We start from the raw sequence: 13,762 nt of genomic DNA, 5'->3' as shown, positions 1-13,762 counted from the left end.
CAAAAAATATACCAAAAAGACAAAAAGTTATTTTTTAACTTCTGATGGCAGATAGCCGAAATAATCCTTGAAAGCCTGTGAAAATTTGGAAGGTGAAGAATAACCCACCATTTCAGATACCTGCGAGATATTATAATCTCCGCTTTCAATTAATGATAAAGAATAATCAAGCCTATACTCTTTTCGCCATTTGAAAATAGGTTTTCCATAGACTTCCTTAAAACAGTTCTTTAATGTTGTTTTGCTGATACCATACCTGTCAGCAAGTTGGTCAATGGTGATTTTACTTTCCAAATCCCCAATCAAATCATTCTTAACATTTTCAACTATTTCCGTTTGCCTTTTTGAAAGCTGTATGTTTTCACTGGCCGTGAACTTGACAATTGAAAAAAACAACAAAAGCTCAATGCATTTCAGTTTATAGTAAGGTCGTTTAATTCGCTCATCAACGTTATACAGTTCACCTATAACATGGTCAATCTTTTCATTGGCTCTGATTAGAACGTAACCTTTGGAATCTTCCAGTTTTTCGTAAAACTCGACCAAATCAAAATCTGGAATATAGTCCTTGAGATGCTCATTAGCCTCATCGACATCGATGAAAATCTCCAAACCTTCATAATAGCCCAATGGAAAATCAGAAGTGGTTTTTGTCAAATCATAAATACTGACACACAAATCTCCTTTTCCAAAATACATGATTTTATCATCATCTACGGCATATGAATATCTGCCATTGGAACAGTGATTAATTTCCAAAAGTCGTGGATTGATTTTAGTTTCAACAAAAACATTATCAATGTTATCAACGTTCATGTTAATGAATGAAAGAATTATTCCAGGAAACAGAGAATATGTTTCCAGTTTTCCGTATTCCCCATCATCACCCAACTCAATAATCCTTTTTTCACCATCATCCTTGATTGAAAAGTTAGATATTAAAACATCATCAAATAATCCGTAAAGATTTTCATTCATATAACTAATTATATTAACAATACTTATAAAACATTTCAAAACATATAGTTATATTATAATAAAATGTAATAGGAAAATCCAAATGTCATTTAAAAAAGATGAAATGTTAATCATGCCGGCTGTTGACATAAAAAATGGAAAATGTGTGCAGCTTGTCCAAGGCGAACCTGGAAGCGAAATGGTAGAAATTGAAAATCCCGAACTTGTTGCAAAACATTGGGAAGACTTAGGAGCCAAAAATATCCACGTTATTGATTTGGATGGAACAATAAATGGTGTAGCAAGCTTTGATATTATCAAAAAGATATTGAATGAAGTTTCAGTTCCGATTCAATTGGGCGGCGGAATCAGAAGTGTTGAATATGCCCGTCAATTGTTGGATTTGGACATTAAAAGACTTATTATCGGCACAATGGGAATTCAAAATCCCGAAACCATTACACAACTATCCGATGAATACGGATGCGAAAGAATAATGATTTCGCTTGACAGCAAAGACAACAGAGTAGTCATTAAGGGATGGCAGGAAAAAATTGATAAGAGTCCTGTTGAGCTTTCCCAAGAGTTCAAGGAACACGGCGCTGGAAGCATTCTCTTTACCAATGTCGATGTTGAAGGACTTTTAGGTGGATTTTACACAGAACCAGTAGAAGAACTCAAGAAATCCGTAGACTTGCCTATTGTCTATTCCGGAGGAATTACAACAATAGAAGACATTAAAAAATTAAATGAAAGTGGAGTGGAAGGAGTTGTAATAGGTTCTGCACTTTATAAAGATAAAATTGATTTAACTGAGGCTTTAAAATATCAGAAGAGGCAAATATAATGAAGATAATGGCGACCGGAACATTCGATATACTCCACCCAGGTCACGGAGTTTACCTTGAAGAGTCAAAAAAACTGGGCGGAGAAGATGCTGAGCTTTATGTTGTTGTAGCACGTGATGCAACTGTAGAAAGAAGAAAAAGAGTACCTATTGTTGGAGAAGACCAAAGACTAGAATTAATTAAAATGTTAAAACCTGTAACTGACGCTTTTTTAGGTGATGCAAACGGAGACGTCTTCAAGATTGTACGTGAAATTGACCCGGATATTATCACCGTTGGAGCAGATCAAAATCATGACATAAGCAAATTACAAGATGCTATCGACAAAAGAGGCTTAAAAGCCAAAGCAATCCGTATTGAAAAATACCGTGACTGCGAACTCGACAGCAGTTGTAAAATTATTAGAAAAATACAAAAAACCAATTTCGAAGGTAAAATAATGGACCATTGTGAAGATTAGGAGATGATAAAATGTTTAAAGCAGCCATAATAGGAGCAAGTGGATATACCGGTGGAGAACTTTTGAGAATGTTGTCAAATCATCCTGAGGTTGAAGTGACAGAAATTACATCAAGACAATATGATGGAACTCCAGCACATAAGATTCATCCACACATAAGAGATTCAGGACTTGTATTTACAAACAAAAGTCCAAGCGATTTGGATGCTGATGTTGTATTTACCGCAACCCCTCATGGAGCATCAATGAAAATTGTCCCAGAACTTCTTGAAACCGGAACCAAAGTTGTTGATTTAAGTGGAGATTACAGATACAGAGACACAGCAGTATATGAAAAATGGTATGGAATGGAACATACCGACAGCGAAAACAAAGGAGCATTCGGACTTCCAGAACTTTATAGGGATGAAATCAAAAAATCACAGCTTGTTGCAAATCCCGGATGTTTCCCAACCGGCGCAATCCTGTCATCATATCCTCTTGTCAAAAACGGAATTGTCGAAAGAATAATCATAGACTCAAAATCTGGAGTCAGTGGAGCGGGGGTCAATGCATCTGCAACTACACACTACCCAAACATTGCAGACAACCTAAACCCATATAAAATCACAACACACAGACATTCTTCTGAAATCAAACAGGAATTACATGGATTTGATGAAGTTAAAGTGTCATTTACACCACACCTCATTCCGGTTATCAGAGGAATCCAAACAACAAGCCACAGCTTCATAAATGATGAAAATAAAGATATCACACCAGAAGAATTAAGAGAAATATACAAAAAAGAATACAAAGGAGAATACTTTATCAAGCTTATGGATGAAGGAGAAATACCACACTTAAGTTCAGTGCGCGGATCCAACTTTGTTCATATCGGAGGATTCGAAATAGATGATACCGGAAGAATTGTAATGCTGTCCTGTATCGATAACCTTGTCAAAGGTGCATCCGGTCAGGCCATTCAAAACATGAACATCATATTGGGCATTAAGGAACAGGCAGGACTGACCCACTTAGGACTTCATCCCTAATTAATTTGGAGATTTAAAAATGGCAACTTTAATAGTTTATTATTCTCAAAGAGGAACAACGGATTTGGTTGCAAAAACACTAGCCAAACATCTTAATGCAAGTTTGCTTAGAATCCATGATTTAAAAAATCGTGAAGGATTTAAAAATAGGTTATTTTCCACAATCAGTGCATTCAGAGAAGAAAAAACTGACATCCTCCCTGCAAAGGTGGATTTGACAAATTATGATACAATATACATCGGATCCCCAACATGGTCCGGAAGTCCAACACCTGCAATAATAACACTTATTGACAGATGCAACTTCAAGGGAAAAGATGTGGTTTTATTTGCAACAATGGATGCCAACCGTGGAGAGGCAAACTTGAAAAGGCTTAAAGAAAAGGTAACAATGCGTGGAGCAAGAGTTATTGAATGTTTCACCATTGCAACTAAAAACAAAAGTCCGGAACAATTAGTCCATGATACAGAAGTGATTATTGAAATGAAAGACTTGAAAATGTATAAAAGGTAGGTTAAATTGACAAAAGACAAAAAACAAGAATTGAAAATTGAAGCAATTGAAAACGGTACTGTAATCGATCACATTACTGCCAACAAATCATTGCATATCCTCAAAATCCTGGGGCTTCCAGACAATGAAACACAAAATATTACAATAGCGATGAATGTTTCATCCAGTGAAATCGGCAGAAAGGACATTTTAAAAATCGAAAATAGGGAATTGAATCACGAAGAACTTAACCAAATAGCTTTGATTGCTCCAAAAGCTACTGTAAATATTATAAGAAACTTCGAACCTGTTAAAAAAGATAAGATTATACTTCCGGATAAAATTACATCAATTATTGAATGTACCAATCCGAAATGTATAACAAATTATGAAAATGAACCTATCAAACCGGTTTTCAATGTGATTAACAAGTATCCTCCGGTTGTCAGATGCCATTATTGTGAAAAATTAATAAAAACAGAAGATATTGATAAACAATTTGAATAATCTTCTATTTGTCAATTAGATAATCTGCTAATCTTTTAGAAAGTGCAAGTATTGTTAATATCGGCGGTTTTCCAGGAGATATTGGCAATACGCTTGCATCACTAACAAACAATCCTTTGATTTCTGTTTCCTGATTTGAATCTACTATTTTTCCGATTGGAGCAGTTCCTCCAGAATGGGCACCTCTATATACTGTTGAACCTATAGTGTTTGGGTCCACTCCAGCTTCTTTTAGTATGAAACCTGCTGTTGCAACACCTTCAGCCAGGTATCTTATATCCTGAATAGTATTTATTTTAACTACATCCCCGTCGTCATCTACATATCCTCTGCACTCATCAGGAGTTTTTACCATGATACTCAATATATCTTCATCAGTTACTGAATCGTCAGGAATATTTGCACGGATAAATGATGAAAAATGAGGAGAGAGGACAAAGTTTTCACCAACCACCAAACCTGCCATCTGAACTTCAGTGTTGAAGTTGATGTCCTTAAGGTATCCTCCAACTGAAACGAACGGATCGAAGAATATTTCACGGCCTGCATCTTCAATTCCGGAATTTCTTAAAATCAATGTGGTTCCGATAGCACCAGCCGATAAAATTACTGTGTCTGCAAAAACGGATTTCTCATTATCATCTTTAATATAGGTTACTCCGCAAGCCTTACCGTCTTCGGTGATGACTTTGATAACTTCGGCATCACATATCAGTTCAGCACCCGCTTCAACGGCATCATCGACAAAGTCCTTTCCGGACCATTTTGCATCTGCAGGACATCCGAATGCACATTTTCCACATTGGATGCAATCCTTTTCCCTGATTGCCTTAGGCATTTTCATTGTTTTCAATCCCAACTTGCGACCAGCGTCAAGAAATGCCTGACTGCCCTTGCCTATATGTGAATCATCGAGCTGATGGACTCCAACCAACTCTTCAACATATTCATAAGCTTCACTCAAATCAACATCAAATTCCAATAGCTCTTCATCAAGAGCCCTTACCATATTGGACATGGATACGATTGATGCTCCACCGATACATGTGGTAGTCAACAGATCAACGTCTTCAGAGTATTTATCATAATATTTGAAAGCTTCTCCTGATTTTATATAAGGTCCTTTTTCTATTATTGTAACAGGCACGTCATTTTTTGCAAGTTCATATGCAAGAATTCCTCCGCCTGCACCAGTTCCTACAATGATAACCATTCAATCACCAAAAATTTTTATAACAATTGATATATTTTTTCTCATTATATAAATAACTTTTATTATATATGTTATTCAAAATATATATTAGAATACTAAATTTGAGGGATAAAATGGAAGAATATATAAATTTATTCGAAAAGATTATTGAAAAAACAATCCCCCAAGTAGATTACATAGATGTTAGAGCTGGAATGAGCGATAACACATCCATATTAATGAAAGATGGAAAAGTGGATGAAATTAACACCGGAATGAGTTTAGGAGCAAGAATTAGGGTGTTAAAAAATGGAGCTTGGGGATTTGCATACACTACAGATTTATCAAAATTAAATGAAATTACAGATACCGCTATCCAACTATCCAATTCACTTACCGGAGATGTTGAATTAAGCGAAAGTGAAATAATAAAAGATAAAGTGGAAGTGGACGTTAAAATACCTTTCAAAGACGTTTCAATTGAAGAAAAAAAGGAAATCATAAAAGAGGCCAGCGATGCTGCAAGCATCGACAAGGTCAACAGTACCACTGCAGGATACAGTGATGGTGAAATCAACGAATTGTTCATGAACAGCGAAGGCAGTGAGATTCAAACAAAAACAAGCAAAGTAAGAATGGCTCTGAATGCATCCGCTACCGATGGAGAAATAATTCAATTTGGACACGACAGTTTGGGCGGAGTCAAAGGTTTTGAAGTAATAGCCGACGTAGACATTGAAGAATTCGGAAGAAAAATTGGTGAAAAGGCTGTCAGATTACTTGATGCCGAACCTGCACCTTCAGGACAATTCACCACAATAGCTGACCCATTGCTTACCGGAGTATTGATACATGAAGCATTGGGCCATGCCGTTGAAGGAGATTTAATTCTTCAAAACGATTCCATCCTAAAAGGCAGATTAGGTGAAAAAATCGCATCAGACATTGTCAATATCTTTGATGATGCAAGCAAAAGAGATGGCTTTGGATATTATCCATACGATGTTGAAGGAGTTAAGACCAAACCTAACCAACTGGTAAAGGATGGACAACTGATTTCCCTCCTAAATTCAAGAGAAACAGCTTCAAAATTAGGAATGAAATCATCAGGAAATGCAAGATCAATCATTGCAGATAAGCCAATTGTCAGAATGAGCAACACCTTCTTGCAGCCAGGAGACAATAGCTTTGATGAATTGATTGAAGATGTACCTGACGGAATCTATCTTAAAGGTTCAAGAGGAGGTCAGGTGGACACTGCAAAAGGCATTTTCCAGTTTAATGCTGCTGAAGGATATCTGATTAAGAACGGTGAAATTTCAGCACCTGTAAGAGACGTTTCACTATCCGGAAATATTCTGGAAACATTGAAAAATATTGATGCTATTGGAAATGATTTTAAATTGAGTGTTGGATTCTGTGGTAAAGGTGGCCAGACAGCACCCGTAGGTGATGGAGGACCACACACAAGAATTTTAAATGCATTAGTAGGAGGAATGGGATAATGATAAGTGATGAAGCAGGACAATATTTGGTAGACATTGCTAAAAAAGCTATTGAACATTATATAGAAACAAAAGAGAAAATGGAAATTCCTAAAGACTACCCTGAAGAACTTGATGAAAAATTGGGAGTCTTTGTTACATTGAACAAAAATAATGATTTAAGAGGATGCATAGGATATGCCGAACCTATAGAACCGGCCATAAATGCAACAATTGAAGTGGCCATTGCAGCAGCATTCAACGACCCAAGATTCAGTGCAGTTACCAAGGACGAATTCCAAATCCTCGACTTTGAAGTTACTGTCCTAACAAGACCGGAACTGATTGAAGTTGCTCACCCTAAACAATATCTGGATGAAATCGAAATCGGCCGTGACGGTCTGATTGTTCAAAAAGGATATTCAAGAGGATTGTTGCTTCCGCAAGTTGCTGTAGAAAACCTATTAGGTAAAGAAGACTTTTTAGAACACACCTGTATGAAAGCAGGAATCAGCGCAGACAGCTGGATGGATGAAAGCTGTGACGTGTACAAGTTCCAGGGACAAATCTTTAAATAGTGATAATATGATGATTCCAACAATACCTACTCCTGAAGAATTATTGGACAAGGGCTTCAGCAGAGGTAAAAAACAGGCTGACTTAATCAGAAGTCAGAAAATACCTAAACACTTGAAAGGTAAAAGGATTGAAGAGAGAAGAGTTGTTACTTCATGTCAAGTCATTAAAGATAAACTCAAATCAATCATTGATGCTGTTCCGGAAATTGAAGACTTGCATCCATTCTATCAGGATTATATCGACATTACAGTTGGTGTTGATGATTTAAAACAATCCTTAGGTGCACTTAACTGGGCTTATGGAATCATAACCCAACTTGAAAAGGAGTATGGTGCAAAAATTAGAAAAAACCCTTCCGAAAGGGCAACTTCCATTCAAAAGCAGGCCTACGGAAGAATATCATCAGTTGTCAACAAAATCAAAAAGGATCTGGATTTCCTTGACTTTGCAAAACAGAACCTGAGAAACATGCCGACAATTGACTTTGATGCAACCACCATAGTAATTGCAGGTTTTCCAAATGTCGGAAAATCCACTCTCCTAAGGCAGATTACAGGTGCCGACCCACAGGTTGCAAACTATCCATTCACAACCAAAGGAATTCAAATAGGACACACAGAAATGCACTGGAGAAGCATACAGATTATTGACACTCCAGGACTATTGGACAGACCTGTTTTGGAAATGAATGACATTGAAATGAATGCTATCGTTGCACTAGAACATCTGGCAGATGCAATACTATTCATTTTTGATGCATCCGAAACCTGCGGATTCCACTTGGAAAATCAGTATAACCTGTTAAAACAAATCGAAAAGATTTTTTCTGAAATTCCTGTTTACTATCTGTTCAACAAAATGGATTTAGTGGAGGACAGAGAATATCTTAATGAGTATATTGACGATATTGACAATTCCATTTTCATCTCAGCAATTGAAGGTGAAGGAATAGACGAAATCAACAAGGTCATCCGCACAATCAAAAAAATAGACAGAAGCGTTGAAGAGGATGATGAATACTATTAGGAAATTATCCTAAAAATCACATAATCAAGATGGGAAACATGATATTATTAAGCTTTGACATTGAGGAGTTTGATGGTCCTCGCGAGCATGGAGTGGATTATTCACTTGAAGAAGGTATGAAAGTATCTATAGAAGGTACAAACATTATTTTAGACATACTTAAGGCAAATGATGTGCGTGCAACATTCTTTTGTACAGGAAACTTTGCAGAGAATGCTCCAGATATAATAGAGCGCATCATGAATGAGGGCCATGAGGTAGCCTGCCATGGCGTTGACCATTGGCAACCAAAGGAAAGCGACTTTGCCCTTTCAAAGGAAATCGTTGAAAACATTTCAGGCATTACCGTAACAGGCTACCGCCAACCACGTATGTTTCCCGTTGTGGAATCTGAAATCAAGCGTGTGGGATATCGCTACAATTCATCACTTAACCCCGCATTTATTCCTGGCAGATACATGAACCTGAAAACCCCGCGCACATGGTTTATGAAGGACGGAGTCATGCAGATTCCGGCTTCAGTAACACCACACTTGCGATTTCCACTATTCTGGCTATCCCTGCACAACCTACCGGAATGGATTTATCACAGAATGGTTAGAAGAGTCCTTAATCATGACGGCTATTTTGTAACTTATTTCCACCCATGGGAGTTTTATGAGCTCAAAAAGCATCCTGAGTTTAAAATGCCATTCATCATCAAAAACCACAGCGGGTCAGATATGGCAAAACGACTGGACAATTTGGTAAAGATGCTCAAAAATCAAGGTCATAAATTCATTACATACAATGAATTTGTTGACCTCAAAACAAAATAAAGTGAAATTTTTAAATAATATCCCCATCAAACATATCCACATGTATGAAAAAAGGGATTTAATAGGCAAAGTATTTTTTGGCGCAGCAATCTTGATATTGCTTTACATGTTTATTTCTCCTTTAACACATACCTTCATTAATGTTGACGAATATTGGACTTACAGTTTGGTAAATCTTCCATTTATGCAGGGAATGATTGTAGCAGTTCATGACGTCCATCCACCACTGTACTATATGATATTGTATTTGCTAACACCACTGGGATTGCAAAACCTTTACGTTTTAAAAGTTGCTTCAATAATTCCATATATTCTTATAATGGTAGTTTCAGCAACTAAAATACGAGAAGATTACGGTTGGTTGACTGCAGGATTGTTTGTATTTTGTTTAGGAGTAATGAGTGACTTTTTTATTGAATTTTTAACAATAAGAATGTATCCTTGGGGACTGTTTTTCCTTTTGATGGCATTCATATATTACAATGAGGTCATAACCAACTGGGATAAGAAATCTTGGATGCTTTTAACCTTATTCACACTTCTGTCTGTGTATACGCAATACTTCTTTGCGATTACATGCGGATTGATATATCTACTCATATTGTACGAAATCCTAACCAAACACAAGGACAAGCTAAAGGAATTTGGAAAATCCGTTTTGGCATTGATTATTCTATATGCCCCATGGATGATTGTTCTTGTTCATCAAATGCAAACTCAGGCGGGCGAACCTCGTGAAGGCTTTGAATTGGCCAATGCAATACATTACCTTACTGCTTTTGCAATCAAAGGTCAAAATTTCGAATTTGAAATGGTTATTTTCAAGCTGGTAGCTCTTGCATTTTTAATTCTGGTTTTGGTTTTAATCTATAAAAATCAGGACAGATTCTCTGCTGCAGGCGTATTTTTAATGTATGGAACAATTGCAATTGGAATCCTTTCTCTAATGTCCTCATTTTCAAATACCATGAGAATGAGATATCTTGTTCCTGTGTTTGGAATATTCTGGCTTTCAGCTTCAATCGTTATAGGTAAAATTAAAGATGATAAAGTTTTAATGGTTGCACTGATTTTGATAGTCATTCTGACCGGTGCAAGTATAGCCATTACACACGATGATATCGATTCAAGATTGGAGTTTAATGATAAAAAAGACAGCTTTTTGAATAGCATCAACAATAACAACAGTGTTATTGTCTACAATACCGATTACGGATATAAGATTCTGCACGACGATTTGAATAATACCAGCAAACAGTATACACTGTCAGGGTCATATTTCTACAGCGGCGATGTTGAATTTTCTGATAATTTCACCAAAATTCTTAAGGATCATCCAAACAAAAAGGTTTATCTGGTCAACTGGAAGCTTAAGGAATCCAACAAAGAATTTGAAGAAAAGTATGATTTGAAGAAAGTCTATGATGCCGGTCATTACAGCTTCAATTTAGTTAAACATTAAGTGCATTACGCACTTCTTTTTTTAATCTTTAAAGACAATCAGTTTTGAAAATATGTAATTCAAGACAATTACAATAATCTGAACTACAATTTTGGATATTGTATCTCCAATCATCATAACATCTATAAAAAGATACATGAGTGCAGTATCAACAACACCGGAGAATATTCTTCCTCCAAAAAACAGAGCCATCTCCTTCAGGATATCAGGACTTTTGCTTTCAAATACCCAAATCCTGTTTGTGATATATGCAAAAAGCACTGAAAAAAACCATGCAATAATATTTGAAATAAGGTAATTAACTCCTAAAACATCTTCAAAGAGGAAATATACTGCAATATTAACGAAAAATGTGAATGCTCCAAAAACAACATATAAAACAAGTTCCCTATCAAATTTTATCATCATCATATTACTCTTACTCCTCATCAATGTTTGACTCTTTAACAATAAAAATTGGCCTGTTTTTAGCTTCAAAATAAGTTTTTTCCAAATATTTACCTAAAACTCCAATCGAAAGCAATTGTATACCGCCCAAAAGCAGAAGGGAACATATGAGTGTAGGATAACCTGGAACAGCTTCAGAGTAAATCAAATATCTAATTATAATAAATAGCATATAAATAAATGCAATAACCGAAAATACCATACCCAAAAATGTTGAAACAGATAATGGCAGTGTTGTAAATGCAACAAGGCCTTCAATGGAATATTTGATTAATCCCCAAAATGACCATGTGCTTTCACCGGCAATCCTCTCAATATTTTCATATTCAATCCATTTTGTATCAAATCCAACCCATTGAAACAAACCTTTTGAAAAACGGTTATATTCCGGCAGATTCAATACAGAATCAACAACCTGCCGAGTCATGATACGATAATCGGTAGCTCCTTCCACCATGTCAATGTCGGAAATTCTATTGAATACCTTATAAAACCGATGGGAGAAAAATGATTTGATTTTCGGTTCGCCTTTTCTTGAAACTCTTCTTGCTGCGGCAACATCATAACCCTCGTCCAATACTGCTTCCAACATTTCAGGAATCAGTTTTGGCGGATGCTGCAAGTCAGCATCCATAAGGCATATGTAATCTCCGGAAGCATATTTTAAACCGGCAAAAATTGCAGATTCCTTACCAAAATTTCTGGAAAAAGATATATACTTAACATTTGAATTTTTACTGGCCAGTTCTTTAATATATTTTAGAGTATTGTCACTGGATCCATCATTCACATAAATGACTTCAAAATTATATTCTTTTAATGTTTTTTGAATTTCCTCTAGGAAAATTCCAACACTTTCATCTTCGTTAAAACATGGCACAACAATACTCAATAAATTCATAATATATATTTTATTTGAAATATTATAAATAATTTCCAAATTTGAAAAAAATATGGCTTTTAAAAAAAAGTTATCCAAACAATTCATATACCCTCAAAATTAACGGATTTTGAAAAATCAATCCTTAAAAGAAGTATAAACCCCTTGATTTACACAAAATTATTTAAATAAAAAAATGTAATATATATATGATTATTTTAATGAAATAAGATAACACTATAAAAAAAGATAAGATAGGAGACAAATTAAAATGAAAATTACCGTTGCAGGAGTAGGATATGTAGGTCTTTCTCTTGCTGTTTTATTAGCTCAAAAACATGAAGTTACTGCAATTACAACAACAGAATCAAAAGCAAAGAAATTAAATCAGTTCATTAGCCCCATACAAGATGATGAAATCGAAAGATTTTTTAAAGAAGTCCGTGATGGCGAAAGAGAACTGAACCTTCACACAACTACCGACAAGGAAGCAGCATACAAAAGCGCTGAACTTGTCATTATAGCCACACCAACAAATTACGATGACGTCAACCATTTCTTTGACACCTCCGCAGTTGAGGATGCTATAGAATGGACACTTAAGGTCAATCCTGACGTTCTTATGGTTATCAAATCAACAATACCTGTGGGATATACATCATCCGTGCGTGAAAAGTATGGAATCAAAAACATCATATTCAGCCCGGAATTCCTTCGTGAGTCAAAAGCACTTTATGACAATCTCCATCCAAGCCGCATAGTTGTTGGATGCGACGATGACCAGGAAGAGGAAGGACAGATGTTTGCAGACCTTCTTCTGGAAGGTGCAAGAGAAGAGGAAAAAAGGTCAGATTCCATCGAACAGGACATTCCTGTGCTTTTGGCACATCTAACAGAAGCTGAAGCAATCAAGCTTTTTGCAAACACATATCTTGCTGTAAGGGTAAGCTACTTCAATGAACTTGACACCTATGCTCAAACCAAAGGCCTTGACACACAGATGATCATAGACGGAGTATGTATGGATCCTCGTATTGGAGGACATTACAACAACCCATCATTCGGATATGGTGGATACTGCTTGCCTAAAGACACAAAACAGCTGTTGGCAAATTATAAGGACGTTCCACAGACTATGATAGAAGCGGTGGTTCATTCCAATTCCGTACGTAAGGAATTTATTGCTGACCAAATCATTTCAAGAGACCCAAAAACAGTTGGAGTCTATAGACTTACCATGAAGAGTAACAGTGACAATTTCCGTGCATCAGCCATACAGGGCGTCATGAAACGTATAAAGGCAGAAGGAATTCCAATAATCATCTATGAACCAACATTAGAGAATGGAAGCGATTTCTTCAAATCCGAAGTGGTAAATGATATTGACCGTTTCAAGAGTGAAAGTGATGTCATTCTTGCAAACCGTTTTGATTCAGACATTCTTGGCGATGTTGCAGACAAGGTATATACAAGAGATCTCTTCAGAAGAGACTGATGTACTTTAACAAGTGTTTAAAATCATTAAACACTTTATTTTCTTTATTTTTTAAAAATTATTTCACCAAATCAATTAGA

At 36.1% G+C, this 13,762-nt stretch carries 15 protein-coding genes; 11 read left to right on the top strand and 4 right to left on the bottom strand.

What is annotated here, in order from left to right:
- Positions 1-27 precede the first annotated feature (27 nt).
- The gene (locus QZN45_RS05890; RefSeq protein WP_292608420.1) at positions 28-978 is read right to left on the bottom strand and encodes an AraC family transcriptional regulator; all 951 of its coding nucleotides are present in this window, start codon (positions 976-978) and stop codon (positions 28-30) included.
- Between the two features lie 82 nt (positions 979-1,060).
- Here QZN45_RS05890 and hisA point away from each other — a divergent pair, with 82 nt between their 5' ends.
- The 5 genes from hisA to pyrI are packed head-to-tail and all read left to right on the top strand — an operon-like array spanning position 1,061 to position 4,299.
- Positions 1,061-1,804: a 1-(5-phosphoribosyl)-5-[(5-phosphoribosylamino)methylideneamino]imidazole-4-carboxamide isomerase gene (gene hisA / locus QZN45_RS05885; RefSeq protein WP_296811833.1), complete on the top strand. Its 744-nt coding sequence runs from the start codon at positions 1,061-1,063 to the stop codon at positions 1,802-1,804.
- Positions 1,801-2,265 carry an FAD synthase gene (locus QZN45_RS05880; protein WP_292608465.1) on the top strand — a complete coding sequence of 155 codons (465 nt, stop codon included), beginning with the start codon at positions 1,801-1,803 and terminating at the stop codon, positions 2,263-2,265. Before hisA ends, QZN45_RS05880 begins: the two co-directional genes overlap by 4 nt.
- A gap of 11 nt (positions 2,266-2,276) precedes the next feature.
- The gene (gene argC / locus QZN45_RS05875; RefSeq protein ID WP_292608426.1) at positions 2,277-3,299 is read left to right on the top strand and encodes an N-acetyl-gamma-glutamyl-phosphate reductase; all 1,023 of its coding nucleotides are present in this window, start codon (positions 2,277-2,279) and stop codon (positions 3,297-3,299) included.
- 19 nt (positions 3,300-3,318) lie between these two features.
- The gene (locus QZN45_RS05870; RefSeq protein ID WP_292608429.1) at positions 3,319-3,813 is read left to right on the top strand and encodes a flavodoxin; all 495 of its coding nucleotides are present in this window, start codon (positions 3,319-3,321) and stop codon (positions 3,811-3,813) included.
- 6 nt (positions 3,814-3,819) lie between these two features.
- Positions 3,820-4,299: an aspartate carbamoyltransferase regulatory subunit gene (pyrI, locus tag QZN45_RS05865; RefSeq protein ID WP_292608433.1), complete on the top strand. Its 480-nt coding sequence runs from the start codon at positions 3,820-3,822 to the stop codon at positions 4,297-4,299.
- A 4-nt stretch (positions 4,300-4,303) separates the two neighbouring features.
- Here pyrI and QZN45_RS05860 read toward each other — a convergent pair whose 3' ends face one another.
- Positions 4,304-5,512 carry a GMC family oxidoreductase N-terminal domain-containing protein gene (locus QZN45_RS05860; RefSeq protein ID WP_296811827.1) on the bottom strand — a complete coding sequence of 403 codons (1,209 nt, stop codon included), beginning with the start codon at positions 5,510-5,512 and terminating at the stop codon, positions 4,304-4,306.
- 113 nt (positions 5,513-5,625) lie between these two features.
- Between QZN45_RS05860 and QZN45_RS05855 the strand changes: the two genes are divergently transcribed.
- Genes QZN45_RS05855 through QZN45_RS05835 form a run of 5 tightly spaced genes read left to right on the top strand, consistent with a single transcriptional unit; the run spans position 5,626 to position 10,860 of the window.
- Positions 5,626-6,996 carry a TldD/PmbA family protein gene (locus tag QZN45_RS05855; RefSeq protein WP_296811824.1) on the top strand — a complete coding sequence of 457 codons (1,371 nt, stop codon included), beginning with the start codon at positions 5,626-5,628 and terminating at the stop codon, positions 6,994-6,996.
- Positions 6,996-7,553: a TIGR00296 family protein gene (locus tag QZN45_RS05850; RefSeq protein WP_292882221.1), complete on the top strand. Its 558-nt coding sequence runs from the start codon at positions 6,996-6,998 to the stop codon at positions 7,551-7,553. Before QZN45_RS05855 ends, QZN45_RS05850 begins: the two co-directional genes overlap by 1 nt.
- Before the next feature lie 7 nt (positions 7,554-7,560).
- Entirely contained in the window at positions 7,561-8,580 is a 1,020-nt protein-coding gene (locus QZN45_RS05845) for an NOG1 family protein (protein ID WP_292882254.1), read from the top strand.
- A gap of 38 nt (positions 8,581-8,618) precedes the next feature.
- A complete protein-coding gene (locus QZN45_RS05840) occupies positions 8,619-9,398 on the top strand; it encodes a polysaccharide deacetylase family protein (protein WP_292882218.1) in 780 nt (259 codons plus the stop codon).
- 40 nt (positions 9,399-9,438) lie between these two features.
- Positions 9,439-10,860: a hypothetical protein gene (locus tag QZN45_RS05835; RefSeq protein WP_292608449.1), complete on the top strand. Its 1,422-nt coding sequence runs from the start codon at positions 9,439-9,441 to the stop codon at positions 10,858-10,860.
- 21 nt (positions 10,861-10,881) lie between these two features.
- Here QZN45_RS05835 and QZN45_RS05830 read toward each other — a convergent pair whose 3' ends face one another.
- Positions 10,882-11,271: a GtrA family protein gene (locus tag QZN45_RS05830; protein ID WP_292608452.1), complete on the bottom strand. Its 390-nt coding sequence runs from the start codon at positions 11,269-11,271 to the stop codon at positions 10,882-10,884.
- A 7-nt stretch (positions 11,272-11,278) separates the two neighbouring features.
- Positions 11,279-12,208, bottom strand: a complete 930-nt coding sequence (locus QZN45_RS05825; RefSeq protein ID WP_292608455.1) for a glycosyltransferase family 2 protein — start codon at positions 12,206-12,208, stop codon at positions 11,279-11,281.
- A 250-nt stretch (positions 12,209-12,458) separates the two neighbouring features.
- Between QZN45_RS05825 and QZN45_RS05820 the strand changes: the two genes are divergently transcribed.
- Entirely contained in the window at positions 12,459-13,682 is a 1,224-nt protein-coding gene (locus QZN45_RS05820; protein ID WP_296811819.1) for a nucleotide sugar dehydrogenase, read from the top strand.
- Positions 13,683-13,762: the final 80 nt, after the last annotated feature.

It is taken from the genome of uncultured Methanobrevibacter sp. (assembly GCF_900314695.1).
Lineage (GTDB): Archaea > Methanobacteriota > Methanobacteria > Methanobacteriales > Methanobacteriaceae > Methanocatella.
Note: the sequence above shows the minus strand (reverse complement) of the source record. Positions and strands in the feature narration are given on the sequence as shown.